Origin of the sequence: Pseudomonas sp. (genome assembly GCF_048269965.1) — a bacterium.
In the GTDB taxonomy this organism is placed as follows: Bacteria; Pseudomonadota; Gammaproteobacteria; order Pseudomonadales; family Pseudomonadaceae; genus Aquipseudomonas.
The window spans coordinates 121,911-147,171 of record NZ_JBLWTV010000012.1 but is presented as its reverse complement, the minus strand read 5'-3'; the positions used below and the strand labels follow the sequence as shown (position 1 = coordinate 147,171).

The window sequence follows — 25,261 nt, the reverse complement described above, 5'->3', positions numbered from 1 at the left end:
TTCGCTTGGCAAAGCGGGTCTAGGCTTGTCCCATTGTTGGTCGCACTCGCTGGGACCGACCCGATGAGGAGAAGGAGAGAACCATGTCGAACCAAGGTAAATGTCCGTTCAACCACGTCGCTGGTGGAGGCACGACCAACAAAGATTGGTGGCCGAATCAGCTGCGTGTGGATTTGCTCAATCAGCACTCCGACCGATCCAATCCACTGGGTGAAACATTCAACTACGCCGAAGCCTTCAAGAAGCTCGATTACAAGGCGCTCAAGGCCGATCTGGTCAGGCTGATGACCGATAGCCAGGACTGGTGGCCCGCCGACTTCGGTCACTACGGGCCGCAGTTCATCCGCATGGCCTGGCACTCTGCCGGTACCTATCGCACCACCGATGGCCGTGGCGGTGGCGGCCGTGGCCAGCAGCGTTTCGCGCCGCTCAACTCCTGGCCGGACAACGTCAACATCGACAAGTCGCGTCGCCTGCTGTGGCCGATCAAGCAGAAGTATGGCCAGTCCATTTCCTGGGCCGACCTGTACATCCTCGCCGGTAACGTCGCACTGGAATCCATGGGTTTCCGCACCTTCGGCTTCGGTGCCGGTCGCGAAGACGTCTGGGAGCCGGATCAGGACGTCAACTGGGGCGCCGAAGTCGCCTGGCTGGGTGTCGATCCCAAGCGCGTCAATGACGAACGCGAGCTGACCGCACCCTTTGGCGCCACCCACATGGGGCTGATCTACGTGAACCCGGAGGGCCCCAATGCCAGCGGCGACTACCTGGCCGCAGCCAAGGACATTCGTGCCACCTTCTATCGCATGGCGATGGACGACGAAGAAATCGTCGCCTTGATCGCTGGCGGCCACACCTTTGGCAAGGCACACGGGGCGGCGCCGGAGTCGCACAAGGGACCTGAGCCCGAGGCCGGACCTATCGAAGCCCAAGGCCTGGGTTGGACCAGCAATTTCGGCAGTGGCTTCGGCAAGGACACGGTTTCCAGTGGCCTGGAAGTGACCTGGACGAAGACGCCGGCACTGTGGAGCAACAATTTCTTCGAGAACCTGTTCAAGTTCGAATGGGAGCTGACCAAGTCGCCAGCTGGGGCCAAGCAGTGGGTGGCCAAGGATGCGCCTGAGATCATCCCGGATGCGCATGTGCCGGGCAAATTCCACAAGCCGACCATGCTCACCACCGACCTGACCCTGCGCTTCGATCCGGAGTTCGGCAAGATCTCCAAGCACTTCTATGAAGATCCGCAGGCCTTTGCCGATGCCTTCGCGCGTGCCTGGTACAAGCTGACCCACCGCGACATGGGGCCGAAAGCCCGTTACCTGGGCCCGGAAGTGCCGAAAGAGGACCTGATCTGGCAAGACCCGCTGCCTGCTGCCACCCACAACCCGAGCGCTGCCGATATTGCCGATCTGAAAGCGAAGATCGCCGCTTCCGGGCTGTCGGTGGGTGATCTGGTGTCCGTGGCCTGGGCTTCGGCATCGACCTTCCGCGGTGGCGACAAGCGCGGTGGTGCCAACGGTGCGCGCCTGGCGCTGGCACCGCAGAAGGATTGGGCCGCCAACCAGCGGGCGATCAAGGTGCTGCCGAAACTGCTGGAAATCCAGCAGGCATCCGGCAAGGCCTCCCTGGCTGACGTGATCGTGCTGGCCGGTAGTGTCGGTGTCGAACTGGCCGCCAAGGCTGCCGGTGTAACGGTAGACGTGCCTTTCGCGCCGGGCCGTGTCGATGCGCGTCAGGATCAGACCGATGTCGACTCATTCGATGTACTGGAGTCTGCTGCCGATGGTTTCCGCAACTACAGCAAAGGCAACCTGGGCGTGCCCACCGAGACGATGCTGATCGACAAGGCGCAGCTGTTGACACTGACCGCGCCGGAGATGACTGCACTGGTCGGCGGCCTGCGTGTGCTGGGCGCCAACCACGACGGCAGCCAGCATGGCGTGTTCACCGACAAGGTCGGCGTGCTGTCCAACGATTTCTTCGTCAACCTGCTGGATATGGGCACCGTATGGAAGGCCGCCGATGACAGCAACGAAGTATTCGAAGGGCGTACACGCAAGGATGGGCAGGTGAAATACACCGCCACCCGCAACGACCTGGTGTTCGGTTCCAACTCGGTACTGCGCGCCTACGCCGAGGTCTATGCCAGTGCCGACGGCAAGGAGAAGCTGGTCAAGGACTTCGTCGCCGCCTGGACCAAGGTGATGAACCTGGATCGTTTCGATCTGGCCTGAGCCTGAGTGGCGCACCGACGGTGCGTCAGTGAACCGCAACGCCTCCCTCGTGGAGGCGTTGTGCTTTTGCTTGACCGAGCCGGGCGTCAGGCGGAGCATTGCCCCCTGCTCACGAATGCAACAAGGATTGCCGGCATGAAAGGCCATAGCGAAGTCATCGATTATCTCAAACACCTGCTCAAGGGCGAGTTGGCCGCGCGCGACCAGTACTTCATCCATTCGCGGCTGTATGAGGACTGGGGCTTCAGCAAGCTCTACGAGCGCATCAACCACGAGATGGAAGAGGAAACCCAGCACGCCGATGCCTTGCTCAAGCGCATCATCTTCCTCGAGGGTGTGCCGGACATGGCACCCAACCCCTTCAAGTACGGGCAGACCGTGCCCGAAGCGCTGAAGCTGGATCTGGCCCTGGAATACGAAGTGCGCGCTGCCCTGAGCAAGGGCATCGAGCTGTGCGAGAAACACCAGGATTATCAGACCCGCGACATCCTCCTGGTCCAGCTCAAGGACACCGAGGAAGACCACGCCTACTGGCTGGAGATTCAGCTGCAGCTGATCGACAAACTGGGGCTGGAGAAGTACCTGCAGAGCCAGATGTGAGCCGCTGCGGTGGATCTGGCGACAGGTTCGCCTGCTCACCACCGCTTGCTGCACTTGGGGCGCGCCCGTGATTTGCGGATGGGCACTACTGCGGTTTCTCGATGTGCTCGTTTCGGGTCAGGTGCCCAGCAGCCCCTTGAAGAACCTTGATGCATTTTCGTTGAGCGTGGCCAGGTCGTAACCGCCCTCCTGTACGATCACGCAGGGCATGCCGAGCGCGCGGATACGTTGACCAAGTGCTTCGAAACCCGAGTGGCTGACCGAGACTTTGGACTGCGGGTCATGCTCGTAGATGTCGAAGCCCAGCGATAACACCAGTACCTGCGGGGCAAAGGTGTTGATCGCCTGCTCGGCCAGGTTCATGCAGGTGAAGAAGTCTTCCTCTGAGGCGCCATGAGGCATCGGCAGGTTGAGGTTGAAGCCTGTTCCCTGGCCTGCTCCCAGCTCGTCATCGAAGCCGGCCACCACCGGATAGAAGTTGGTCGGGTCGCCGTGGATGGAAACGTACTGGACGTCGTCGCGTTCGTAGAAGATTTCCTGGATGCCCTGGCCATGGTGCATGTCGGTGTCAAGGATGCTGACCCGCCCGAAATTCTCACGTAGCACCTGAGCCGCGATGGCTGCGTTGTTGAGAAAGCAGAACCCCCCAGCTGCCTCGGCCCGCGCGTGGTGGCCCGGTGGGCGGCATAGCGCATAGGCTTGGGGCTCGCCATCGCGAACCGCCAGGGCCGCAGCAACGGCGGCCTGGGCCGACCAGTAGGCGGCTGTCCAGGTATGTTCACCGATTGGGCAGCTGCCATCGGCCAGGTAGCGTGCGGTCCTGCCGAGTATGCCGCGCAACGGATTGTTCTCGCGGATGAAGATGTTCGACATCACCTCGTCACCCCAGTCCTCATCGACCTCGTGCCACTGGGCGTAGGCGCTCTGCAGGTAGTCCAGATAGGCGTCGCTGTGCACGGCGCGTAGCGGCGCGAGGCCGTGATCCGAAGGTTCGATGACCGTGAAACCAAGCTGGCGCGTCATGGCCAGCAGGGGATCGATGCGAGCCGGGATTTCCTGGGGCTCGCGCATCTGCCCGCGCGACAGGTAGCTGCGAGGATGGTGCAGGCGTTGCTGTGGGTGGAAGAAAGTCTTCATGGCGATTATCCAAGGTCGTGGTTTGACGGGCGCGCAGCGGCGACGCCCATCTGCGATTCAGTAACTCAGCTCGGGGTCGATCAGGTTGTTGAGGGGGAGGCCGGCTTGCAGGCGCTGCAGGTTGTCGGCTATCTGTCGGGCGATGCAGGTATCGGATGCAGCCGATGCTATGTGTGGCGTGACCCAGACGCCGGGAGCCTGCCAGAGTGGTGAGTCGTCCGGCAGCGGCTCCTTGGCGAACACGTCGAGCAGAGCGCCGCGCAGTTGGCCGCTGGCCAAGGCATCGAGCAGGTCGGCTTCGACCAAGTGCTCGCCACGAGCGCAATTGATCAGCGCGGCGCCAGGGGCCATTTGCTCGAACAGGCTGCGTGTGAGCAGGCCGCGTGTGGCGGTGGTCAGCGGCAGCAAGTTGACCAACAGATCGAGGTCGTTGAGAAAACTGCTCAGCCTCTCGTTACCGGCAAAGGTGGCGATGCCGTCGAGTTCGCGTGCTGTCCTCGCCCAGCCGCGCACCGCATAACCGGACCGGGCCAGTCGGCTGGCCACCGGTGTACCGATGGCGCCCAGACCCATGACGCCGATACGGAAGTCCCGTGCGGCGCGCTGTAGTGGTCGCTGCCACTGCTGACTGGCGCGGCCATTGAAGACCTGATCGAAACCTCGGTGGAAATGCAGCACGCCCCAGTGCACGTATTCGGCCATGCCCAGGGAGTGATCTGGGTCGACCACCCGGCATATGGGCAGCCCCGCAGGCTGGGAGCGGTCGTGCTCCAGGTGGTCGACACCCGAGCCGATCGAGTGGATCAACCGCAAGGCCGGCAGGCGGCCCAGGCTACCATCGGTGGGATACCAGCAGGCCGCGCCTTCGGCCAGCTCGGCACCCGGATCATCAGGACGCAGCACCTTCAATTCGGGCGCGTGGTGTGTGAACAGGTCAACGAGCCAGTCTTCGAGCCTGCGCTCACGACAGAGCACGACGATACTGGCCATGGACTCAGCTGCACCAGTCACGGCGCTGCTCCTCGATCAGGCTCACAGCGGCTTGCCAGGCCAGTCCTATGATGCTCTCGATGCCATCGCGGGCGAACTGCTCGGCGGTATGCCGGCACACCGCTTCGCTGGGGATGTTCAGCGCCACGCCCGCAGTCATCGCCTGGATCTGCGCCTGGCAGGCACGTTCGAGGAAATAGATCTCGTGAAAGGCATGCGCCACGCTCTGCCCGCCGACCAGCAGACCGTGATTGCGCAAGATCATCGCCTTGTGGTCGCTCAGGTCAGCCACCAAGCGCACACGCTCTTCGAGTGACAGCGCGATGCCTTCATAGGTGTGGTACGCCAACTTGCCGTAGAACTTCAGGGCGTGCTGGGTCAGCGGCAGCAGACCGTCGCGTTGCGCCGCCACCGCCATGCCGGCAGCGGTGTGGGTGTGCACGATGCAGCGCATGTCCGGGCGCGCTTCGTGGATCGCCGAGTGGATGACGAAACCGGCGGTGTTTACCCGCCGCTCGCCGCCCAGTCGGTCCACGACATTACCCAGCAGGTCGATCAGCACCAGATCGCTGGCACGCATTTTCTCGAACGCCACGCCGTAGCGGTTGATCAGGACGTGATGCTCGGGACCCGGCACGCGCAGGGTGATATGGGTGTCGATCAGGTCGGTCATGCGGTAGTAGGCGACCAGCCGGTACAGGGCGGCCAGCTCGCAGCGCGCCTGCCATTCGATGTCACTGATGATCTCGGGTTTGCTCATGGGGTAACGACCTCCGGGGTCGACAGGTCGAGGTGGTGGCGCTCCATGGCGCGCAGGCGCGACAGACCGATCACGCCGACCAGCGACATCAGGGCCAGCACACTGAAGAACAGTGCCAGTGGCCACCACTGCCCGGCGAACTGACCGGCCAGATAAGTGCCGATCAGCGGTGTCAGACCGCCCGTCAGGCCGCTACCCAGTTGGTAGGCGATGGAAATGCCCGAGTAGCGCACCTGGACGCAAAAGGCCTCGGCCATGTAACCGGCAATCGCCGAATACAGCGCCGCCAGCAGCAACACGGCCAGGGCGATGCCGGCGGTCATGTAGATCAGGTCGCCGGTCTGCACGAGCAGGAACATCGGGTACGGCACCAGCATGCACAGCGCGGCCACCCACTTCAGGAAGCGCCCTTCACCGAAGCGTTCGGCCAGCAGCGCCGAGCACGGCTGAGAGAGGAACTGCAGGATGGTCACCAGAAATAGGCAGTCGAGAATGGTCGACTTGGCTATGCCCTGGTACTGGGTCACGTAGGTGATCATGAAGGTGTTGGTGAAGAAGAAACCGCCTGAACCTATGGTCACTGCCGCTGCGGCGAACAGGATCTGCCGCCAGTTATGGCGCAGCACGTCTTGCACCGGGCTCTTGGCGGTCTGCTTCTGCTCCTCGAGCTGGGCGAACTCTGGCGACTCGGGAACACCGAAGCGGATTGCCAGGCCCACCAGCATCAGCACGCTGCTGAGCAGGAAGGGCACGCGCCAGCCCCAGCTCATCAGCGCGTCCTCATCCATCTCGCTGATGGCGCGAAAGGCGATCAGCGCCAACAGCAGGCCCGCCGGGCTGCCCAGCTGGGCGAATGAGGCGAAGAACACCTTGCGGCCTTTGGGGGCGTGCTCACTGGCCATCAGCACCGCTCCGCCCCATTCGCCGCCCACCGAAATGCCCTGCAGAAAGCGCAGCACCACCAGACCGATCGGCCCCCAGATGCCGGCTTGGGCATAGGTCGGCAGCAGGCCGATGCAGGTAGTGGCGACGCCCATCAGCAGCATGGTGAACAGCAGCATTTTCTTGCGGCCCAAGCGATCACCCAGGTGGCCGAACACTACTCCAGCAAAGGGGCGGGCGATGAAGCCAACAGCGAAGGTGGCGAACGCCGCCATGGTGCTGAGCACCGCGTTTTCGCTGGGGAAGAATAGCTGCCCGAGCACCAGCGCGGCGGCGAAGGCGTAGATGTAGAAGTCGTAGAACTCGATGGTGGTACCGATGAAGGCGGCTGCTGCAGCACGACGCGGCGTAGTGGTAGGGGTGGTCATCGCGGGCTCCCGGATTCTTTTTTATAGGCAGGAGAAACAGCACATCCCTGTGGGGATTGGTCGCACTCTGGCGGTGCATTGCCGAATCATGCCCATGCCCCTATGCTAAGCAAAGCTTCTAATTTCAATACTCAAGTATAAGTATCGTGGATGATTGAAGGCCTATGAATGGAGGGTATCGCCAAGCGGAAGCCCGCCGCTTTCTCAACGACCGGCTTGACTGGAACCTCTTGCGCACCTTTCTGGTGATCGGCCAGGAAGGCAGCATCAGCCGTGCCGCTGCGCGTCTGCACCTCAGCCAGCCGGCTGTCAGTCAGGCACTCAAGCGGCTCGAGGAGCAACTGGAAAGCACTCTGGTGATACGCAGCGGGCCGCGTATCGCGCTGTCCAAGGCAGGTGAGGAAGTCATGCAGATCGCCGCCGAACTGTACGGCACCGTGTCGCGCCTTGGGCCTGCGCTCGACGCGCCGGAAGAGACCGTTGCCGGCAAGATACGCATCCTGATGATCAGTCGCATCGAGTCGCGCTTCTATGACGACTTTCTGGCCAACTTCCACCTCGACTATCCACGGGTCGAGTTCGAGTTCGACGTGCTGCGCAGCTCCGACGTGGTCAGCGCGCTGCTGCAGAAAACCGCCTCGTTCGGGTTGAGCCTGTGCCGCACGCCGCAGCCACGCCTGGAGCAGCGGGTGATGCTCAAGCAGCGCTATGCGTTCTTCTGCGGCAAGCGCCACGCGCTATTCGGGCGCAACAACTTGAAGCTGGCCGACCTCAAGAGCGAGAACTTCGTCAGTTTCACCAGCGACCAGATTGGCGGCAATCTGTCGCCGCTGACCGTCTTCCGGGATCAGCAGGGCTTCACTGGGCGTATCGTGGCTTCGTCATCGAGCCTCGACGAGATTCGCCGTCTGGTCGCCGCTGGCTACGGCATCGGCTGCCTGCCGGAACATATCGTCGCCAAGGACGTGCAGGCTGGCGAGGTGTGGCGTCTGCCGCCAGCCGAAGGGGTGATCGATGTGAATGTGTACCTGCTGTGGAATCGCGACCAGAAACGTACCCATGCCGAGGCTGTGTTTCTGGAGCGATTCGAGCAGGCGCTGCTGGAGACCGCTCCGTGTAACCGCTTCTAGGCGCCCGCCGTCAGGCGCGGTCGCGTTCCAGCAATGGCTTGAGGAAGTGCCCGGTATGCGATGCCGGGTTGTCGGCCACCTCTTCCGGTGTGCCGGTGGCTATGATCATGCCGCCCTTGGAACCGCCCTCAGGGCCAAGATCCACCAACCAGTCGGCGGTCTTGATCACGTCCAGGTTGTGTTCGATCACCACCACGGTGTTGCCGTGGTCGCGCAGACGGTGCAGCACATCCAGCAGTTGCTGGATGTCCGCGAAGTGCAGGCCGGTGGTCGGTTCGTCGAGGATGTACAGGGTCTTGCCGGTATCGCGCTTGCTCAGCTCGCGACTCAGCTTGACCCGCTGCGCCTCGCCGCCGGACAGGGTGGTCGCGCTCTGGCCCAGCTTGATGTAGGACAGGCCGACGTCCATCAGCGTCTGCAGCTTGCGGGCGATGGCCGGCACGGCGTCGAAGAAGGGGCGGGCCTCCTCGATGGTCATGTCCAGCACTTCGGTGATGCTCTTGCCCTTGTACTTCACTTCCAGGGTTTCGCGGTTATAGCGCTTGCCCTTGCACACGTCGCACGGCACGTAGATGTCCGGCAGGAAGTGCATCTCCACCTTGATCACGCCGTCGCCCTGGCACGCCTCGCAGCGCCCGCCCTTGACGTTGAAGGAAAAGCGCCCCGGCCCGTAGCCGCGCGAGCGTGATTCCGGCACGCCAGCGAACAGCTCGCGAATCGGTGTGAACAGGCCGGTATAGGTGGCGGGGTTGGAACGCGGCGTGCGGCCGATCGGGCTCTGGTCGATGTCGACCACCTTGTCCAGGTGCTGCAGGCCGTCGAAGGAGTCGTGCGGCGCCGCTTCCAGGGTGGTCGCACCGTTCAGTGCAGTGGCGGTCAGCGGGAACAGGGTGTTGTTGATCAGCGTCGACTTGCCCGAGCCGGACACGCCGGTGACGCAGGTAAGCAGACCTACCGGAATCTCCAGATCGACATTGCGCAGGTTGTTGCCCCGGGCGCCCTTGAGCTTGAGCAGTTTCTTCTTGTCGCGCGGGGTGCGCTGCGCCGGATAGCGGATCTTCTCGCGCCCGGACAGGTATTTGCCGGTCAGTGAGTCGGGGTGATTCATCACCTCGTCCGGCGTGCCTTCGGCGACGATGCGTCCGCCATGCACGCCAGCGCCCGGGCCGATATCGACCACGTAATCGGCCATGCGGATGGCGTCTTCGTCGTGTTCGACCACGATCACCGTATTGCCCAGGTTGCGCAGGTGGTTGAGGGTGCCCAGCAGGCGCTCGTTGTCGCGCTGATGCAGGCCGATGGACGGCTCGTCGAGGATATACATCACGCCCACCAGGCCGGCTCCGATCTGGCTGGCCAGGCGGATACGCTGCGCTTCGCCGCCGGACAGGGTGTCGGCGCTGCGGTCCAGGGTCAGGTAGTCGAGGCCGACGTTGACCAGAAACTGCAGGCGCTCGCGGATTTCCTTGAGGATCTTCTCGGCGATCTCGCCACGGCGGCCGGTCAGGTGCAGGTTGGCGACGTAATCGCAGGCGTCGCCCACCGGCAGGCCGGTCACTGCCGGCAGGGTCTTCTCGCCGACCCAGACATGTCGCGCCTCGCGGCGCAGGCGCGTGCCACGGCAATCGGGGCAGGGCTGGGTGCTGAGGAACTTGGCCAGCTCCTCGCGCACGCTGGCCGACTCGGTCTCGCGGTAGCGCCGTTCGAGGTTGGGGATGATGCCCTCGAAGGGGTGCGAACGTTTGACGATATCGCCGCGATCGTTGAGGTACTTGAAATCGACGCTCTGCGAACCGCTGCCGAACAGAATGACTTTCTGGTGTTCGGCGGCCAGTTCGTCGAAGGGTTCTTCGAGGCTGAAACCATAGTGTGCGGCCAGCGAGCCGAGCATCTGGAAGTAGTAGACGTTGCGTCTGTCCCAGCCGCGTATGGCGCCTTCGGCCAGGGTCAGTTCGCCATTGACCAGGCGCTTGACGTCGAAGAACTGCTTCACGCCCAGGCCGTCGCAGGTCGGGCAGGCGCCGGCCGGGTTGTTGAAGGAGAACAGCTTGGGTTCCAGCTCACTGATCGAGTGGCCGCAATGCGGGCAGGCGAAGCGCGCGGAGAAGATGATCTCTTCGCCCGGCTCATCATCCATGGGGGCGATCAGGGCGATGCCGTCGGCCAGGCCGAGCGCCGTCTCGAAGGACTCGGCCAGGCGCTGCTGCAGGTCTTCACGGACCTTGAAGCGGTCCACCACCACGTCGATGGAGTGCTTCTTCTGCTTGTCCAGCTTGGGCAGCTCATCCAGTTCATGCAGCTTGCCATTGACCCGTGCGCGGACGAAGCCCTGCGCGCGCAGCTCCTCGAATACCGACAGGTGTTCGCCCTTGCGCTCGCGGATCACCGGCGCCAGCAGCATCAGTTTGCGGCCTTCCGGCAGGGCCAGCACCTGGTCGACCATCTGGCTGACGGTCTGCGCTTCGAGTGGCACATCGTGATCCGGGCAGCGCGGAATGCCGGCGCGGGCATAGAGCAGGCGCAGGTAGTCGTAGATCTCGGTGATGGTGCCGACGGTCGAGCGCGGGTTGTGCGAGGTGGATTTCTGTTCGATGGAAATCGCCGGTGACAGGCCTTCGATGGTGTCGACATCAGGCTTTTCCATCATCGACAGGAACTGCCGGGCGTAAGCCGACAGCGACTCGACGTAACGGCGCTGGCCTTCCGCGTACAGGGTATCGAAAGCCAGGGAGGACTTGCCGGAGCCGGACAGGCCGGTGATCACGATCAGCTTGTCGCGCGGCAGGGTCAGGTCGATGTTCTTGAGGTTGTGGGTACGAGCCCCACGGATCAGAATCTTGTCCACTTACAACGGGCCTCGCTGGGCGGGCGGAAAACGGTCGAGTATAGGGCCAGGCGCTACCCTGCGGCAAAGTGTGCGCCTGTGCCGAAACGATGACGGCTGCTAGAATCGCCGGCTGATTTCTTCAGGGTTTATTCGATGCACGATCCGCACAGCGAGCGCATGAGTAATAGCGAGACCCGCGCGGCCGGCGGCCTGGCTATGGTGTTCGCGTTTCGTATGTTGGGTATGTTCATGGTGCTGCCGGTGCTGGCCACCTACGGCATGGATCTGGCGGGCAGCACGCCTGCGCTGATCGGCCTGGCCATCGGTGCCTATGGCCTGACCCAGGCCGTGCTGCAGATTCCCTTCGGCATGCTCAGTGACCGCATCGGCCGGCGCCCGGTGATCTACGCAGGCTTGCTGATTTTTGCTGCAGGCAGCGTGCTGGCGGCCAATGCCGATTCGATCTGGGGCGTCATCGCCGGGCGTGTGCTGCAGGGCACCGGTGCGATTTCTGCGGCGGTGATGGCGCTGTTGTCGGATCTGACCCGCGAGCAGCACCGGACCAAGGCCATGGCCATGATCGGTATGAGCATTGGCCTGTCGTTCGCCGTGGCCATGGTGGTTGGCCCACTGCTGACTCGCGCCTTCGGCCTGTCCGGTCTGTTCTGGGCGACGGCGGCGATGGCGTTGCTCGGCATTCTGATCGTCGCCGGCATCGTGCCGAAAGACGCCGGCCCGCTGCAGCATCGCGAATCGGGCGTGGCGGCGCAGGCGCTGTGGCCGACCCTCAGGCACGCCGACCTGCTGCGTCTGGACTTCGCCATCCTGGCCCTGCATGCGGTGCTCATGGCCAGCTTCGTGGCCTTGCCGCTGGCGCTGGTGGAGCAGGGTGGGTTGGTCAAGGAAGAGCACTGGTGGGTGTACCTCACCGCACTGTTGATCGGCTTCTTCGGCATGGTGCCGTTCATCATCTATGGCGAGAAAAAGCGCCGGATGAAACGCGTGCTGCTCGGCGCCGTCAGCGTATTGCTGGCCTGCGAGCTTTACTTCGCCTTCTTCGGCAATAGCCTGCGGGCGCTGGTGCTGGGCATCGTGGTGTTCTTCACCGCCTTCAACCTGCTCGAGGCCTCCCTGCCGTCGCTGGTCAGCAAGGTGGCGCCGGCAGGCGGCAAGGGCACGGCGATGGGGGTGTACTCCACCAGCCAGTTCCTCGGTGCCGCGCTGGGCGGCATTCTCGGCGGCTGGCTGTACCAGCACGTTGGTCTGGGCGGTGTGTTCATCGGCTGCGCCGCACTCTGTGCAATTTGGCTGGCTATTGCTGTTACTATGCGCGAACCGCCGTACGTGACCAGTTTGCGCCTGCCGCTCGATGCCGCGGCACTGGCCGATGTCGAACTGGTCGAACGCCTCAAGGCGACGCCGGGAGTGGCGGACGCCGTGGTGGTGGTCGACGAAGCGGCCATCTATATCAAAGTCGATACCCAACAAGTGGATCGCGCGACGCTGGAGAGCCTGATCGTATCGGCGCCAGCGGCGTGCCGAGTCTAGGAGAACGTTATGGCCCGTGGGGTTAACAAAGTCATTCTGGTCGGTACCTGCGGCCAGGACCCGGAAACGCGCTACCTGCCCAGCGGCAACGCGGTCACCAACCTGAGCCTGGCCACCAGCGAGCAGTGGACCGACAAGCAGACCGGGCAGAAGGTCGAGAAGACCGAGTGGCACCGCGTCGCCCTGTTCGGCAAGGTCGCCGAGATCGCCGGCGAGTACCTGCGCAAGGGTTCGCAGGTGTACATCGAAGGCAAGCTGCAGACCCGCGAGTGGGAAAAGGACGGCATCAAGCGCTACACCACCGAGATCATCGTCGACATGCAGGGCACCATGCAGCTGCTGGGCGGTCGTCCGAGCGGTGATGAAGGCGGCGCTCCGCGTCAATCGCGTCCGGCCCCGCAGCGCGAGCCGCAGCAGGCCCCGCGCCAGGAGCGTCCTGCTCCGCAGCAGGCCCAGCCAGCGCCGGACTACGACAGCTTCGATGACGATATCCCGTTCTGATCCGAGCGGGCTCTAGCCTATGCGAATGCGCCTGATGCTGCTGGGCGGCGGTAGCGCCCTGGGGCAAGCGCTGATCCGTCTTGGCGCCGAGGAAGACATCGGCTTCCTCGCGCCACGCCCGCCGGAAGACGGCTGGGACGCCGCCAGTCTGACCGAGCTGCTCGACGAGACCCGCCCGGATGCACTGATCAACCTGGCCTACTACTTCGACTGGTTCCAGGCCGAGTCGGTGGTCGAGTCGCGCCTGCATACGCAGGAGCGCGCGGTGGAACGTCTGGCCGAGCTGTGCCAGCACCATTCCATCGTGTTGCTGCAGCCGTCCAGCTATCGGGTCTTCGATGGTTCGCGGGTCACCGCTTACAGTGAAAAGGAAGAGCCGATCCCCCTCGGCCTGCGTGGCCAGGCGCTATGGCGTCTGGAGCAGAGCGTGCGAGCGATCTGTCCGCGTCATGTGCTGCTGCGCTTTGGCTGGCTGCTCGATGACAGCCGTGAAGGCTTGCTGGGGCGCTTTCTGCTGCGTGCCGAGCGCGACGAGGCTCTTTACCTCGCCGATGACCGGCGCGGCAATCCGACACCGGTGGACGATGCCGCGCGGGTGATCCTGGCGGTGCTCAAGCAGCTCGATTGCGAGTCGCCCCTGTGGGGCACCTATCATTACGGCGGCCATGAAGCGAGTACCTCGCTGAGCCTGGGGCAGGCGGTACTGAGCGAAGCGCGTCACTATCGCAGCAATCTGGTCGAGGATGTCGCGCCGCAAGCGCACGCCGCTCGCCCGGATGCAACTGATGAGCCGCAGCACGCCGTGCTGGCCTGCAAGAAGATTCTTCACACCTTCGGCATCAAGCCGCGCGCCTGGCGCTCTGCTCTGCCGAGCTTACTGGATCGTTACTATCGCCATGGCTGAATTTCTCGTAACGGGTGGTGCGGGCTTTATCGGTTCAAACCTGGTCGACGCCTTGCTGGCCGCTGGGCACGGAGTGCGCGTGCTGGACAATCTGTCCATGGGCAAGCGCAGCAACTTGCCGCTGGACAACCCGCGTTTGCGCTTCATCGAAGGCGACGTCGCCGATGCCGAGGTGGTCGCGCAGGCGGTCGCTGGTTGCGCAGGTGTGGCGCATCTGGCTGCGGTGGCGTCGGTGCAGGCCTCGGTGGATGATCCGGTGTCCACTCACCAGAGCAATTTCATCGGCACCCTGAATGTCTGCGAGGCCATGCGTCAGCATGGCGTGCGACGCGTGGTCTATGCCTCCAGCGCGGCTATCTATGGCAACAACGGCGAGGGCGTGGCCATCGATGAAGCCACCGCCAAGGCGCCGCTGACGCCTTACGCGTCCGACAAGCTGGCTGGCGAACACTACCTGGATTTCTACCGCCGTCAGCATGCTCTGGAGCCGGCGGTGTTTCGTTTCTTCAATATCTTCGGGCCGCGCCAGGATCCATCCTCGCCGTACTCCGGGGTGATCAGTATCTTCACTCAGCGCGCGCAGCAGGGGCTGCCGATCAGCGTCTTCGGTGATGGTGAGCAGACTCGCGATTTCTTTTATGTCGGTGATCTGGTCGTGCTGTTGATGCAGGGCTTGCTCAGCGAGCAGGTGGTGAGTGATCCGCTCAATGTGGGGTGGAGCCAGGCGGTAAGCCTCAATCAATTGCTGGCTGAGATCGGCGTGCTTTGCGGCGGTTTGCCGCCGGTGACGCACTTACCGGCACGCGCTGGAGATATTCGCCATTCGCGTGCTGACAATGCGCGCTTGCAGGCTCACTACCGCATGCCAGAGCAGACGCCCCTGCGTGAAGGATTGCGCCAACTGCTCGGGCTGTAAGCTGCCGGAAACCTGAGGCGCCGCGACGGTTAGAACCCGTGGCTGGGCCGTTCCGTATGCGCTGTGCGCGGCGAAAATTGCGCCTTCATCGGTGCGCGCGGCGCACCCTACGCATAGTCGGGCTATCGGCGTGCTATCCGGAGCACGCACCGTAGGGTGCGCCGTGTGCACCAAAGGTTGCTCGGGCTGCGCATCGGAAAAAGAAAAAGCCGGCATCTGCCGGCTTCTTCATTTCCGCGCGGGCTATCAGAACTTGTAGCCCAGGCCGACCATGTAGATGAGGGGGTCGACGTCCACGTCGACCTTGGCCCGTACGCCAAGCGCAGTGTTGTCGACGTAAGCGGTGGTGTCGATGTCGATATAGCGCACCTGGGCGTTGATCATCAGGCTGTCGGTCAGCATGTAGTCGGCGCCTACCTGCCAGGCGAGACCCCAGGAGTTCTTGGCGCGGAAGTTGTTGAAGCCGTTGGCGCTGGCGGCGCTGCCGACGTGCTCGTCGAAGATCCAGGTGTAGTTGATGCCAGCGCCGAGATAAGGCTGGAAGGCCGACTTGGCGTCCAGCGGGTAGTACACCAGGCTCAGGGTCGGTGGCAGGTGCTTGAGCGAGCCCAGCTTGCCATTGGCTGCATCGAGGACGGTGCCCTTGATCTTCACGTCGTGTTCGAACGGCGTTGCCGCCAGCAACTCGATGCCCAGATTGTCGGTGAGCATGTAGGCGAAGTTCAGGCCCAGCTGGGTGTCACTGTTCAGGGTTGCCTTGCCGCCCAGGTCGGTGCCGGCCAGGCCGCCACGATCGACCTTGACGGTGGACGAGTCGGCCTCCGGATTGACAGTGATGGCGCCGGCACGGATGAGGATATCGCCGGCCTGGTGAGCCTGGGCGACAGGGGCAGCGATGGCCAGGGCCAGCAGTGAGGCAGTGAACAGTGATTTGTACATGGCGAGCTCCAATTCGAGTCGGTTGTGTCTTTGGCTGGATTCAATGCTAAGCCAAGCAACAATCCACTTTTTGACCTGGCTCAATAGATCGGCGAGCTCTGCTGCGGTGTTTTGTCCATTGCTTCGAATGCGTCTGTAGATGATAATGTTTCTCTTTTTGAAGCAAGCCCGTCTGTCGAGGACCCTCTGCGCATGAATCGCTTCCCCCTCCGTTCCCTGGCCGTGGCACTGATGCTGAGCAGTGGCTCGCTGCTTGCCGCGCCGCTGGATGCTGCGCTCGACGAAAGCCAGCGCCTGGCCGCCGAGGCGCAAGCCTCTCAGGGTCGTGTCGAGCAACTGGATGACGCCAGCCGCGAGATGCTCAATGAGTACCGAAATGCCCTGCAGCAGGCTGAGGCTTTGAAAGGTTATAACAGTCAGCTTCGTGACCTGGTCGAAGCCCAGCGTCAGGAGCTGGCCAGCTACCAGAAGCAGCTCGATGGCATCGAACGTACCCAGGAAGCGGTGAGCCCGCAGATGGTCAAGATGGTCGAGGTGCTGGGTGAATTCATTGCCGCCGATCTGCCGTTCCTGCCCGAAGAACGCGAGGATCGTCTGGCTCAGTTGCAGGATCTGCTGCCGCGCGCCGATGTCAGCCTGGCCGACAAGTACCGCCGCATCCTCGAGGCCTACCAGATCGAGAGCGACTACGGTCGCACCCTGGAAGCCTGGCGTGGCGAGCTGAACCAGGCCGATGGCGGCTCGCGTAGCGTCGAGTTCCTGCGCCTGGGCCGCAGCATGCTCTATTACCAGACCCTCGATGCCCACGAGAGTGGCTGGTGGAACCCGCAGTCCAAGGCCTGGGAAGTGCTCGATGGCAGCGCGCGTCGTCCGCTGACCCAGGCCATCGCCATTGCCCGTCAGCAGCAGGCGCCCGCCGTGCTGTCCCTGCCGATCAAGACCCTGGCCGAGGAGGCCGCACAATGAGTCGTCGTGTTGTAGCCGTACTGGCGCTCAGCCTGTTGCCGGCACTGGCCGCCGTGGCCGAAACCCTCAGCCCCGATCAACTGCTGCAGCGCATCCGCAGCGAGCGCGCTGCCGAAGTCAGCGCCATGCAGGAGCGCGAGCAGGCGTTTCTAGCCAAGCGCAGTGAGCAGGCGCAACTGCTGGCCGCTGCTCGCTCTGCGCTGAATACCCAGAAAGCCGAAAGCGAGCGCCTGAAGGCCGAGTTCGACCGTCAGGAGGCCGAGCTGGCCGAGCAGGAAAAGCTGCTGGCACAGCGTATCGGTCACCTCGGTGAACTGTTCGGTGTGGTGCGCCAGAGTGCCGGTGATGTCGCCGGGCAATGGCAGGACAGCCTGCTCAATGCCCAGTATCCGGAGCGTCTGAAGCGCCTCAAGGCATTGGCTGAAAGCCGCTCGCTGCCGTCCGCCGAAGACCTTGACGGCTACTGGATGCTGCTGCTCGAAGACCTGGCCGCCAGCGGCCGTATCGAACGCCTGCAGTTGCCGGTGGTGAATGCCGATGGTTCGCGTCAGGAGCAGCAGGTGCTGCGTGTCGGCGCATTCGCCGTATATGGCGAAGATGCCTTCCTGCGCTACGACGCCGATGCCGGGCAACTGGTGGCGCCGCCGCGTCAGCCCTCTGGTCTGGGCCAGGTCGAGGACTACCTGAGCAGCACCGACGCACTCGCCACGCTGCCCATCGACCCGAGCCGTGGCAGTCTGCTGGCGCAACTGCAACAACAGCCGACCCTGTGGGATCGCCTGCAGCAGGGCGGTCTGGTCGGCTGGGTGATCGTCGTGCTCGGTGCTTTCGGCCTGCTTCTGGCTGTCTGGCGCATGGTCTATCTGGGCCGCGTTGGCAGTGGCGTCAAGGCGCAGATGCATGACCTCAGCGCACCACGCCATGACAACCCGCTGGGTCGCGTGATCGGCGTGCTGGGCGCCAAGCCGCAACTGGCGGACCTGGAGACACTGGAGCTGAAGCTCGACGAAGCGATCCTGCAGGAAACGCCGCCGCTGGAGAAAGGCCAGGGCCTGCTCAAGTTGCTCGCCGCCGTTGCACCGCTGCTCGGCCTGCTGGGCACCGTGACCGGCATGATCGTGACCTTCCAGGCCATCACCCAGAGTGGCGGCGGCGACTCGCGCCTGATGGCCGACGGTATCTCCCAGGCGCTGGTGACCACCGTGCTCGGTCTCGTGGTGGCCATCCCGCTGTTGTTCCTGCACAGCCTGCTGGCCAGCCGCAGCAAGGGCCTGATCCAGATTCTGGAACAGCAGAGCGCCGGCTTGATTGCCCTGCACCTGTCGGGAGCGCCGCGCCGTGACTGATCTGTTCGCCTTCTGGCTGCGTGCAGTCGACAGTGCCTATGCACTGCTCGACTTCATGGGCGCTGGTGGCGTGGTGATGTGGGCACTGGCGGTGCTCTGCGTGGTGTTCTGGACCCTGGTGTTCGAGCGTTTCTGGTACATGCGCAGAATCTTCCCGGGCTGGGTGCAGGAGCGCCGCGAGGCCTGGCAGCAGGTGCTGGCCGATGACAACGGCAACTGGCAGCGCGCCGTGCGCCTGGCCTGGCTGGCGCAGGCGCGTCAGCAACTGGCGGCGCCGCTGCGCCTGGGCAAGACCCTGGTGGCGCTGTATCCGCTGCTGGGCCTGCTCGGCACCGTGCTGGGCATGATCGCCGTGTTCGATGTGCTCGCCCTCAACGGCGCCGGTAACCCACGCGGCATGGCCGCAGGCGTGTGGCAGGCGACCCTGCCGACCATGGCCGGCATGGTTCTGGCCATTCCTGGATTGTTCAGCCTGGCGCGCCTCGAACGCGAAGCCAGCCAGGCCATCGAGCGGCTGGCCGACCAGCTGCGTCACGACTGAGATCGCCCAACATGAGAATGCGTCGTCACCACCAGCAGGACGAAGACACCGGTATCGACCTCACGCCGATGCTCGACGTGGTCTTCATCATGCTGATCTTCTTCATCGTCACCAGCTCCTTCATTCGTGAGTCCGGGGTCGAGGTGCAGCGCCCGCAGGCGGAAACCGCCAGCCCGCAGGACAAGGGCAACATCCTCATCGCCGTCACCGCCGACGGGCAGATCTGGATGGACAAGCAGCCAGTGGACATCCGCAGCGTGCGCGCACACGTCGAGCGCATGCGCGTCGATCAGCCGGAAGGCGCGGTGGTGGTGCAGGCCGATCAGGATGCGCGTACCGGCCTGGTGGTCCAGGTGATGGATCAGGCGCGTCTGGCCGGCGTGCAGGATGTCGCCCTGGCTGCCGGTAGCGGAGTCAACTGATGCGCCTGCCGCTGTCTTTCCTCGGCGCCTGCCTGATGGCCTTGGGGCTCTTCGCCCTGATGCTGTACATGGTCGCGCCACCGAGCGCCAAGGTGAGCCAGGACCCGGTCAGCGTGGCCAACTTCGTGCGCATGGATGGCAACGCCAGCGAGACGGCCAGCCGTACCCGTCAGCAGGCACCGCAGCCGCCGCAGCCGCAAACGCCGCAGCCGCCCACGCCGCCGACGCCGCAAACGGCCACGCCGAATGCCAGCCTGCCGGCGCTGGACATCCAGCTGCCCAGCCTGGCCAGTGGTATTGCCGTCAACAGCGCGCCGGCACCGAGTCTGTCCGGCCTTGCGCCGGGTGCTCCGGCTCCGACACCGCCGAGCGAGGCCGCCGAATCCGGCGGGCAGATGGGCGGCATGGAGAGTGAAGTCATGCCGCTCAACGATGTGCGCCCGGATTATCCGCGCTATGCGCTGCAGCGTGGCATCGAGGGGTTCGTCAAACTGGCTTTCACCATCAATCGCTCCGGCAACGTGGAGAACATCCGCGTGCTGGAGGCCAATCCGCGTAACGTCTTCGAGCGTGAAGCGCGCCGTGCTGCCGCTCGCTGGCGCTTTGCGCCGCGTACCGAGGGTGGTCTGGCGGTGGACCGCGAAGCGGTGAAAACCCTCTACTTCCGCCTGGAAAGGAGCTGACCATGTACCGTTGGTTGTTGCTCGTGATGCTCGGTACTGCGGCCGTGCCTGGCATGGCCCAGCAGACCGTCGACCCGGCCGTGTTCAAGGCCTTGAATGCGGCGCAGGTTGCGCAGCAGAAGGGCGACCATGCTGCTGCACGACGCGCGCTCGATGACGTCCAGGCCAAGAGCGGCAGCCTCGAGGAAGCGCTCATCTGGCGCAGCAAGGCCTACGTGGCCTGGTCGGTCGGCAACAACGGCCAGGCCATCGACTGGCTGGACAAGGCCGTGCGCAGCGGCAAGCTGGACGCTGAGATGCTGGCCGGCGAGCGCCTCAATCTGGCCAAGCTCAACCTGGGCGAGCGTCGTTATGCCAAGGTCGTCGAGCTGCTGGCGCCGAATCAGGGCAATGCCTCCGAAGAGGTGTTGCAGATGCTGGTACAGGCTTATCAGGGCATGAACCAGCCGGCCAAGGCGCTACCGCTGGCCGAGCGTTACGTGCAGGCCAATCCCAATGCGGCGGACATCTGGCTGCAGTTTCTGGTGGGCGCCAATGCCGATCTGAAACGCTACGCCCAGGCCGAGCGCTGGCAGCGTCAATTGCTGGCGCGCCAGCCGAACGATGCCAAGGGCTGGCGCCAGCTGGCCGGTTTGCAGCAGATGGCCGGCAGCAACGACAAGGCGCTGGCGACGCTGCGTGCGGCGCACAGCAAAGGTCTGCGCTTCAGCGAGTCGGAATTGGACAACCTGGTGCTGCTCGCCGGTGCTGCGGATCAGCCCTGGCAGGGCGCCAAGCTGCTCGCCGGGATGCTCGACAGCGGCCTGCTGGCCAACACCGCTGCGCGCCAGGAGCGTCTGGGCCTGTTCTGGTGGCAGGCGCGTGATCGCGCTGCGGCCGTACGCGTGCTGCGACCGTTGGCCGAGCGCAGCGGTAACGGCAAGCACTGGCTGTACGTCGCTCAACTGGAACTGGAGCAGTCGCGCTGGCAGGCCGGCCTGGATGCGCTGGCGCGCGCCGAGCGCGGTGGCGCCGAGCGGGCCAAGGTGCGTTCGTGGCGTCAGTGGGCCGAAAGCGAGTTGCGTTTCGAGCGGGAGAACCGGGTCGCCAGTCGCAGTTGAGTCGTGCTCCAAGTAAAAAGCCAGGCCCCAGGGTCTGGCTTTTTCTTGGGTGGCGTATCTGTAGGAGCGGCGGGCGGCGTTCCGATTTATCCGCGAATCATTTTCGCGGCTGAAGCCGCTCCTGCAGCCACCTACGAATGCCCCGGCAGGTATCAGCTATCGGGCAGCTCGTAGGCGTAGATCTTGTCCGCTTCCATCTGGTAACCGACCTCGGCCAGTTCGCTGCTGACGTGCTCGGTCTTCAGTGGGCCTTCCACCCAGAACGGCTGGTACAGCGCGTCGAGCAGTACGCCGAGCTCGCTGGTGACATGCACGATCTGGTTCGAGGGCGGTGGCGGCACGTGGATGCAGGCGCCGAAGTAGGGCACCAGCAGAAACTCCACCACCCGGCCTTCGTCAGTCACGTCGAGCGGCACGATATAGCCGGGCAGCTTCACCTGCTGACCATTGAGTTCCTTGACCACCGGGGCGGCTGGCGATTGCTGCATGGCGGCCGGACCGGATTCGGCCAGCGCGTCGGCCAGTTGCGAGAGGTCGTGGATCGGCGCGGGGTCGATGACCTGCGGCGGAGCATCCGGCGGAATCAGCTCGGACCAGGTGAGTTCGCGCACATCAGCGGCGGCCAGCGGCAGTGCCAGGGTCAGCAGCAGGGTGGCTAGCAGGGGGCGGGACATGAGGAACCTCGTAATAAGAGCGCCTGCGCAGTGTACGTCAGGCGCTCTCAACTTTCCCTCAGAGCCTTGTTCACGATCTTGCGAGCTAGAGCGATACAACACCGCTAGCGGCCCCGCAAAAACAAGGGAGGAACGGCCGGGGTCGCGGGCGACTGTACTTTTGTACATGAGCATTACTCACTCCGCTCGCCCCTTCGGGGCCGCACTGAAGTGCGTTAGCCACAAGCGGCTTTCGACTGGGCTGGCAATCCAGCTTGTTTTTAACGCAGTAGCGCCGACGCGCAGCAGATCGCGAACAGGCTCTCAGAGCCTGATCGACAGGCCATCGGCCAACGACTGCCGATAGGCCCGCCAGGCCGGTACGCTGCCCATCGCCACGGCTGCGGCGAGAATGCCACCCAGCAGTTTCCATTCGTAACCCGACGGCGCATTGAGTGCCAGGTACAGGCCGTAATTGGCCTGCACGAAACCCTGGCTGCTGGCTATGCCCAGATAGAGCAGCGCAACCCCGAATGCCACGCCGGCCAACGCCAGGGTGAAAGCCTCCAGTACCAGCAGGCTGGCGATATGCCAGGGGCGCGCGCCCACCGAGCGCAGGATGGCCATCTCTCGGCGACGCTCGTTGAGGCTGGTGAGAATCGCCGTGAGCATGCCGATCAGACCAGTCAACACGACGAACAGCGAGACCACGAAAAGCGCCTGCTCGGCGGTGCCCATCAGGCTCCACAGCTCCTGCAGCGCGACGCCCGGCAGGATGGCCAGCAGCGGCTCGCCGCGAAACTCGTTGATTTCCCGTTGCAGGCTGAAGGTGGCGATCTTGCTGTTGAGGCCGAGCATGAGCGCGGTGATCTGCTTGGGTTGCAGGTCCATGGTGCGGGCTTGATCCGCGCTGATCTGCGCGGCGCCACGTGCCGGCATGCCGTTCTGCCAGTCGATGTGCAGCGCCTCCATCCCGGCCAGGGAGATGTGCAGCGTGCGGTCGACCGGTGTGCCGGTGCGTTCGAGGATGCCGACCACAGTGAAGGGCTTGTCGTCATGCTTGACCAGGCTGATGGTGGCGACGCCATGAGCCAGGACGATCTTTTCGCCGAGGTCGTAGCCCAGCGCCTGCGCCACCTCCGCGCCGAGCACCACTTCGAAGGGATCTTCGGCAAACTCACGGCCCTGGGCCAGCTTCAGCGCCTGGCTGCGGGCGTAGCGGTAATGCTCGAAATAGGCGGTGCTGGTGCCCATCACCCGATAGCCGCGGTGCGAGTCGCCGAGGGAGATGGGGATGGCCCACTTCACCTGGCGGTGCTCGGCGAAGTGCTCGAAGCTGTCCCAGCGGATGTTGTTGGTGGCGTTGCCGATGCGAAACACCGAGTACAGCAGCAGGTTCACGCTGCCCGAGCGGGCGCCGACGATCAGGTCGGTGCCGCTGATGGTGTTGGCGAAGCTGGCGCGGGCCTCGGTACGCACGCGCTCGACAGCCAGCAGCAGGCACACCGAGAGGGCGATGGCGAACACCGTGAGCAGGGCGGTGAAACGGCGGTTGGCCAGGCTGGCCAGGGCGATGCGGATCAGATGCATCTCAGGCCTCCTGTGGGCGCGTGGCGCGGTTGAGTTCGGCCAGCGACAGGTTGCGGTCGAACAGCGAAGCCAGGCTCTGGTCGTGGCTGACGAACAGCAGGCTGGCGCCGGCGGCGCGGCATTCGGCGAAGAGCAGTTGCAGGAAGGCCTCGCGGGCGTCGAAGTCCAGTGCCGAGGTCGGTTCGTCGGCGATCACCAGCTCCGGCTGGCCGATCAGCGCACGCGCAGCGGCGACGCGCTGTTGCTGGCCGATGGACAGTTCGTCGGCGCGGCGGCCGAGCAGGTCGGCGCGCAGACCGAGGTGGTCGAGCAGCGCCGCAGCAGCGGCATCGATGCTGCCGTGGCGCTGGCGCGCGCGTTCGGCGCGCAGTCGCGAGAAGCGGCAGGGCAGCTCGACGTTCTCGCGCACGGAAAGAAACGGCAGCAGGTTGAACTGCTGGAAGATGTAGCCGGTGTGGTCGACTCGGAAGCGATCACGGGCGCCGGCAGAGAGCTGGCCCAGGTCCTGGCCGAGCAGGCGGATATGGCCGTTCTGTGCTCGTTGCACGCCGCCGAGCAGTCCAAGCAGGGTGGTCTTGCCGCTGCCGCTGGGGCCCTTGAGAAACAGGCTCTCGCCACGCGCCAGGGTGAAATGGGGAATATCCAGCAACTGCGCCTGGCCGGGCCAGGCGAAGCCGAGATCGGCGAGTTCGATCAGAGGTTGGGTCATGGTTTCTTCGAATCGTCGTTCATGAAAAGCCGGGTAGGGTGGCCTGATTGTCTGAACCGAGCTCGCGGACTGCGGAGCAGGTTTGCAGGAGGCGCTTTGGCGGCGAGCTTTACTCGCGGTTGAAGCGGTGCGCCACCTGGCCCTCCCACAACGCGGGCGTGGTGGATGAAAAGAGCGTCAGCTAGGCGCCCCGATCCACCCTGCGGCATCAGAAAGACAGACGTGGCTGGGCTGGCGTCAGTTCCACGCCCTGCTGGCCGTTCGGGCCGATCAGTTGTACCTGAATCTTCTCGGTGGCGGGGAAGCGTTTGAACAGCTCGTCCAGATCCAGTTGTTTCAATTCGTTGGCCTTGGCGCATTCGAAGCGATAGTGCGCGTGGATATCGCTGTGTTCGCCCTCATGATCGTCGTGGTCGTGGTCGTGGTCGTGGTCGTGGTCGTGGTCTGCGTCGCCGAACAGTGGGCTTTCCAGTTCGACCTGAGTGGCCTTGCAGTCGCCGCTGGTCAGGGCAAACAGGCTGATGGGCTGTTCCAGTTCACGTTTGGCTGCCGCGACCTTGGCCTTGTCGGCATCGCTCTTGGCTGCATGTTCGAAGCCGACCAGATTCATCGCCGGACTTTCGAGTTGCAGCTCCAGCAGGTTGCCGTCCAGCGCGGCATTGAGGCTGGCGACGCCATGCTCATGGGCACCCAGGCTGTCGTGGGAATGTTCGTGGTCGTGATCATGGCCGTGCTCATGAGCCTGGGCGGCGACCAGGGGCAGCAAGGCGAAGGGCAGGGCGAGCAGCAGGTGGCGCATGGTTGTCTCCGGCGTGGGTGCGTGTTGATTGTTACGTTATAACAACTTTCATGGCGAACTGGCCAGTCTGCTGCCGTCATGGGAGCATGCAGGATCCTGATTGGAGGCTGAACATGGTGCGAATACGTGGGCGCATTGGCGACTGGCCGGTGGACCTGACACTGGAGCTGGATGCCGAGGATTGGGCGCAACTGGCGCAGCAGGTGGCGGTTACGCCGGTCGCCAATGTGATGACAGCGACTCCCATGACGGATGCGGGTGATGCGCTGTGGCAGACCGCGTTGCAGCTGGTACGTGAGGCGGGACAGGTCGAAGGGCCACGGCTGATGGCGCAGCTGGCTGCGCTGGCGGGTGGCGAAGCTGCAGGCAAGCGCCTGCTGGTGCGGCTGCGTCATTGTGAGCAGATCCGCATGGAAACTGGTGCGGATGCGCCGATCTATCACTGGGTGACGCAGTAGGGCGTTGCGCCCCGCTCTGGCCCTTCGTGGGGTGCGCTGCGGGCACCGGGCATTACCTGCTGGAATTGGCGAGTTGCCGGTGCGCACAGCGCACCCTACAAGGGCCATCCGTGGCCGGCCAAGGTCTTGTCCGAGTGGTCCGTAGGGTGCGCCGCGCGCACCGGGCACAGGCCTGGAGACGCCCCCTGCGTGAAAACC

General features: G+C 64.1%; 24 protein-coding genes. 14 read left to right on the top strand and 10 right to left on the bottom strand.

Features of this window, described 5'->3' with window-relative positions; translation table 11 throughout:
• The first annotated feature begins 83 nt into the window (after positions 1-83).
• Complete coding sequence (gene katG / locus ACN0X6_RS15510) at positions 84-2,234, top strand: catalase/peroxidase HPI (RefSeq protein WP_417705227.1); 2,151 nt, start codon at positions 84-86, stop codon at positions 2,232-2,234.
• Between the two features lie 135 nt (positions 2,235-2,369).
• Positions 2,370-2,834 (top strand): bacterioferritin, encoded by a 465-nt coding sequence (gene bfr / locus ACN0X6_RS15505; RefSeq protein ID WP_417705225.1) that lies wholly within the window; start codon positions 2,370-2,372, stop codon positions 2,832-2,834.
• Between the two features lie 117 nt (positions 2,835-2,951).
• Here the strand turns inward: bfr and ACN0X6_RS15500 are convergent, their stop codons facing one another.
• Genes ACN0X6_RS15500 through ACN0X6_RS15485 form a run of 4 tightly spaced genes read right to left on the bottom strand, consistent with a single transcriptional unit; the run spans position 2,952 to position 7,031 of the window.
• Entirely contained in the window at positions 2,952-3,971 is a 1,020-nt protein-coding gene (locus ACN0X6_RS15500) for a histone deacetylase family protein (protein ID WP_417705224.1), read from the bottom strand.
• A gap of 57 nt (positions 3,972-4,028) precedes the next feature.
• Positions 4,029-4,961 (bottom strand): 2-hydroxyacid dehydrogenase, encoded by a 933-nt coding sequence (locus tag ACN0X6_RS15495; protein ID WP_417705239.1) that lies wholly within the window; start codon positions 4,959-4,961, stop codon positions 4,029-4,031.
• A 4-nt stretch (positions 4,962-4,965) separates the two neighbouring features.
• Positions 4,966-5,721, bottom strand: a complete 756-nt coding sequence (locus tag ACN0X6_RS15490; RefSeq protein ID WP_417705222.1) for a class II aldolase/adducin family protein — start codon at positions 5,719-5,721, stop codon at positions 4,966-4,968.
• Positions 5,718-7,031 carry an MFS transporter gene (locus ACN0X6_RS15485; protein ID WP_417705221.1) on the bottom strand — a complete coding sequence of 438 codons (1,314 nt, stop codon included), beginning with the start codon at positions 7,029-7,031 and terminating at the stop codon, positions 5,718-5,720. Before ACN0X6_RS15485 ends, ACN0X6_RS15490 begins: the two co-directional genes overlap by 4 nt.
• Positions 7,032-7,195: 164 nt before the next feature.
• Here ACN0X6_RS15485 and ACN0X6_RS15480 point away from each other — a divergent pair, with 164 nt between their 5' ends.
• Positions 7,196-8,161 carry a LysR family transcriptional regulator gene (locus ACN0X6_RS15480; protein WP_417705219.1) on the top strand — a complete coding sequence of 322 codons (966 nt, stop codon included), beginning with the start codon at positions 7,196-7,198 and terminating at the stop codon, positions 8,159-8,161.
• A 10-nt stretch (positions 8,162-8,171) separates the two neighbouring features.
• Here ACN0X6_RS15480 and uvrA read toward each other — a convergent pair whose 3' ends face one another.
• A complete protein-coding gene (gene uvrA / locus ACN0X6_RS15475) occupies positions 8,172-11,006 on the bottom strand; it encodes an excinuclease ABC subunit UvrA (protein ID WP_417705217.1) in 2,835 nt (944 codons plus the stop codon).
• Positions 11,007-11,141: 135 nt separating this feature from the next.
• Here uvrA and ACN0X6_RS15470 point away from each other — a divergent pair, with 135 nt between their 5' ends.
• From ACN0X6_RS15470 to ACN0X6_RS15455, 4 genes are read left to right on the top strand one after another with little or no spacing between them, the layout of a single operon-like run.
• Positions 11,142-12,536 carry an MFS transporter gene (locus tag ACN0X6_RS15470; RefSeq protein WP_417705215.1) on the top strand — a complete coding sequence of 465 codons (1,395 nt, stop codon included), beginning with the start codon at positions 11,142-11,144 and terminating at the stop codon, positions 12,534-12,536.
• Between the two features lie 9 nt (positions 12,537-12,545).
• Positions 12,546-13,037 (top strand): single-stranded DNA-binding protein, encoded by a 492-nt coding sequence (locus ACN0X6_RS15465; protein ID WP_003463262.1) that lies wholly within the window; start codon positions 12,546-12,548, stop codon positions 13,035-13,037.
• 19 nt (positions 13,038-13,056) lie between these two features.
• Positions 13,057-13,941: a sugar nucleotide-binding protein gene (locus ACN0X6_RS15460; RefSeq protein ID WP_417705213.1), complete on the top strand. Its 885-nt coding sequence runs from the start codon at positions 13,057-13,059 to the stop codon at positions 13,939-13,941.
• Positions 13,934-14,857, top strand: a complete 924-nt coding sequence (locus ACN0X6_RS15455; protein ID WP_417705211.1) for an NAD-dependent epimerase/dehydratase family protein — start codon at positions 13,934-13,936, stop codon at positions 14,855-14,857. Before ACN0X6_RS15460 ends, ACN0X6_RS15455 begins: the two co-directional genes overlap by 8 nt.
• A 246-nt stretch (positions 14,858-15,103) precedes the next feature.
• On the opposite strand, the gene ACN0X6_RS15450 is transcribed toward ACN0X6_RS15455, so the two are convergent.
• Complete coding sequence (locus tag ACN0X6_RS15450; RefSeq protein WP_417705210.1) at positions 15,104-15,796, bottom strand: OmpW/AlkL family protein; 693 nt, start codon at positions 15,794-15,796, stop codon at positions 15,104-15,106.
• Between the two features lie 192 nt (positions 15,797-15,988).
• Between ACN0X6_RS15450 and ACN0X6_RS15445 the strand changes: the two genes are divergently transcribed.
• From ACN0X6_RS15445 to ACN0X6_RS15420, 6 genes are read left to right on the top strand one after another with little or no spacing between them, the layout of a single operon-like run.
• A complete protein-coding gene (locus tag ACN0X6_RS15445) occupies positions 15,989-16,762 on the top strand; it encodes a DUF3450 domain-containing protein (RefSeq protein ID WP_417705208.1) in 774 nt (257 codons plus the stop codon).
• Positions 16,759-18,108: a MotA/TolQ/ExbB proton channel family protein gene (locus tag ACN0X6_RS15440; protein WP_417705206.1), complete on the top strand. Its 1,350-nt coding sequence runs from the start codon at positions 16,759-16,761 to the stop codon at positions 18,106-18,108. Before ACN0X6_RS15445 ends, ACN0X6_RS15440 begins: the two co-directional genes overlap by 4 nt.
• A complete protein-coding gene (locus tag ACN0X6_RS15435; RefSeq protein WP_417705204.1) occupies positions 18,101-18,649 on the top strand; it encodes a MotA/TolQ/ExbB proton channel family protein in 549 nt (182 codons plus the stop codon). The genes ACN0X6_RS15440 and ACN0X6_RS15435 overlap by 8 nt, the downstream gene beginning before the upstream one ends.
• An 11-nt stretch (positions 18,650-18,660) precedes the next feature.
• Positions 18,661-19,071 carry an ExbD/TolR family protein gene (locus ACN0X6_RS15430; protein ID WP_021489595.1) on the top strand — a complete coding sequence of 137 codons (411 nt, stop codon included), beginning with the start codon at positions 18,661-18,663 and terminating at the stop codon, positions 19,069-19,071.
• Positions 19,071-19,754 (top strand): TonB family protein, encoded by a 684-nt coding sequence (locus ACN0X6_RS15425; RefSeq protein WP_417705202.1) that lies wholly within the window; start codon positions 19,071-19,073, stop codon positions 19,752-19,754. Before ACN0X6_RS15430 ends, ACN0X6_RS15425 begins: the two co-directional genes overlap by 1 nt.
• A gap of 2 nt (positions 19,755-19,756) precedes the next feature.
• The gene (locus ACN0X6_RS15420) at positions 19,757-20,854 is read left to right on the top strand and encodes a tetratricopeptide repeat protein (RefSeq protein ID WP_417705200.1); all 1,098 of its coding nucleotides are present in this window, start codon (positions 19,757-19,759) and stop codon (positions 20,852-20,854) included.
• Between the two features lie 152 nt (positions 20,855-21,006).
• Here ACN0X6_RS15420 and ACN0X6_RS15415 read toward each other — a convergent pair whose 3' ends face one another.
• The 4 genes from ACN0X6_RS15415 to ACN0X6_RS15400 form a co-directional block, all read right to left on the bottom strand.
• Positions 21,007-21,528, bottom strand: a complete 522-nt coding sequence (locus ACN0X6_RS15415) for a DUF3299 domain-containing protein (RefSeq protein ID WP_192980437.1) — start codon at positions 21,526-21,528, stop codon at positions 21,007-21,009.
• Positions 21,529-21,831: 303 nt separating this feature from the next.
• Positions 21,832-23,097, bottom strand: a complete 1,266-nt coding sequence (locus ACN0X6_RS15410) for an ABC transporter permease (protein ID WP_417705199.1) — start codon at positions 23,095-23,097, stop codon at positions 21,832-21,834.
• Between the two features lies 1 nt (position 23,098).
• Positions 23,099-23,806, bottom strand: a complete 708-nt coding sequence (locus ACN0X6_RS15405) for an ABC transporter ATP-binding protein (RefSeq protein WP_417705197.1) — start codon at positions 23,804-23,806, stop codon at positions 23,099-23,101.
• A 208-nt stretch (positions 23,807-24,014) separates the two neighbouring features.
• The gene (locus ACN0X6_RS15400; RefSeq protein WP_417705195.1) at positions 24,015-24,605 is read right to left on the bottom strand and encodes a DUF2796 domain-containing protein; all 591 of its coding nucleotides are present in this window, start codon (positions 24,603-24,605) and stop codon (positions 24,015-24,017) included.
• 113 nt (positions 24,606-24,718) lie between these two features.
• Between ACN0X6_RS15400 and ACN0X6_RS15395 the strand changes: the two genes are divergently transcribed.
• Complete coding sequence (locus ACN0X6_RS15395; protein WP_417705193.1) at positions 24,719-25,063, top strand: hypothetical protein; 345 nt, start codon at positions 24,719-24,721, stop codon at positions 25,061-25,063.
• Positions 25,064-25,261: the final 198 nt, after the last annotated feature.

What these genes read in the sequence shown, in the direction of transcription:
- katG (WP_417705227.1), top strand. Translation starts at nt 84, where the DNA reads ATGTCGAACCAAGGTAAATGTCCGTTCAACCACGTCGCTGGTGGAGGC.
- bfr (WP_417705225.1), top strand. Translation starts at nt 2,370, where the DNA reads ATGAAAGGCCATAGCGAAGTCATCGATTATCTCAAACACCTGCTCAAG.
- ACN0X6_RS15500 (WP_417705224.1), bottom strand. Translation starts at nt 3,971, where the DNA reads ATGAAGACTTTCTTCCACCCACAGCAACGCCTGCACCATCCTCGCAGC.
- ACN0X6_RS15495 (WP_417705239.1), bottom strand. Translation starts at nt 4,961, where the DNA reads ATGGCCAGTATCGTCGTGCTCTGTCGTGAGCGCAGGCTCGAAGACTGG.
- ACN0X6_RS15490 (WP_417705222.1), bottom strand. Translation starts at nt 5,721, where the DNA reads ATGAGCAAACCCGAGATCATCAGTGACATCGAATGGCAGGCGCGCTGC.
- ACN0X6_RS15485 (WP_417705221.1), bottom strand. Translation starts at nt 7,031, where the DNA reads ATGACCACCCCTACCACTACGCCGCGTCGTGCTGCAGCAGCCGCCTTC.
- ACN0X6_RS15480 (WP_417705219.1), top strand. Translation starts at nt 7,196, where the DNA reads ATGAATGGAGGGTATCGCCAAGCGGAAGCCCGCCGCTTTCTCAACGAC.
- ACN0X6_RS15470 (WP_417705215.1), top strand. Translation starts at nt 11,142, where the DNA reads ATGCACGATCCGCACAGCGAGCGCATGAGTAATAGCGAGACCCGCGCG.
- ACN0X6_RS15465 (WP_003463262.1), top strand. Translation starts at nt 12,546, where the DNA reads ATGGCCCGTGGGGTTAACAAAGTCATTCTGGTCGGTACCTGCGGCCAG.
- ACN0X6_RS15460 (WP_417705213.1), top strand. Translation starts at nt 13,057, where the DNA reads ATGCGAATGCGCCTGATGCTGCTGGGCGGCGGTAGCGCCCTGGGGCAA.
- ACN0X6_RS15455 (WP_417705211.1), top strand. Translation starts at nt 13,934, where the DNA reads ATGGCTGAATTTCTCGTAACGGGTGGTGCGGGCTTTATCGGTTCAAAC.
- ACN0X6_RS15450 (WP_417705210.1), bottom strand. Translation starts at nt 15,796, where the DNA reads ATGTACAAATCACTGTTCACTGCCTCACTGCTGGCCCTGGCCATCGCT.
- ACN0X6_RS15445 (WP_417705208.1), top strand. Translation starts at nt 15,989, where the DNA reads ATGAATCGCTTCCCCCTCCGTTCCCTGGCCGTGGCACTGATGCTGAGC.
- ACN0X6_RS15440 (WP_417705206.1), top strand. Translation starts at nt 16,759, where the DNA reads ATGAGTCGTCGTGTTGTAGCCGTACTGGCGCTCAGCCTGTTGCCGGCA.
- ACN0X6_RS15430 (WP_021489595.1), top strand. Translation starts at nt 18,661, where the DNA reads ATGAGAATGCGTCGTCACCACCAGCAGGACGAAGACACCGGTATCGAC.
- ACN0X6_RS15425 (WP_417705202.1), top strand. Translation starts at nt 19,071, where the DNA reads ATGCGCCTGCCGCTGTCTTTCCTCGGCGCCTGCCTGATGGCCTTGGGG.
- ACN0X6_RS15420 (WP_417705200.1), top strand. Translation starts at nt 19,757, where the DNA reads ATGTACCGTTGGTTGTTGCTCGTGATGCTCGGTACTGCGGCCGTGCCT.
- ACN0X6_RS15415 (WP_192980437.1), bottom strand. Translation starts at nt 21,528, where the DNA reads ATGTCCCGCCCCCTGCTAGCCACCCTGCTGCTGACCCTGGCACTGCCG.
- ACN0X6_RS15410 (WP_417705199.1), bottom strand. Translation starts at nt 23,097, where the DNA reads ATGCATCTGATCCGCATCGCCCTGGCCAGCCTGGCCAACCGCCGTTTC.
- ACN0X6_RS15405 (WP_417705197.1), bottom strand. Translation starts at nt 23,806, where the DNA reads ATGACCCAACCTCTGATCGAACTCGCCGATCTCGGCTTCGCCTGGCCC.
- ACN0X6_RS15400 (WP_417705195.1), bottom strand. Translation starts at nt 24,605, where the DNA reads ATGCGCCACCTGCTGCTCGCCCTGCCCTTCGCCTTGCTGCCCCTGGTC.
- ACN0X6_RS15395 (WP_417705193.1), top strand. Translation starts at nt 24,719, where the DNA reads ATGGTGCGAATACGTGGGCGCATTGGCGACTGGCCGGTGGACCTGACA.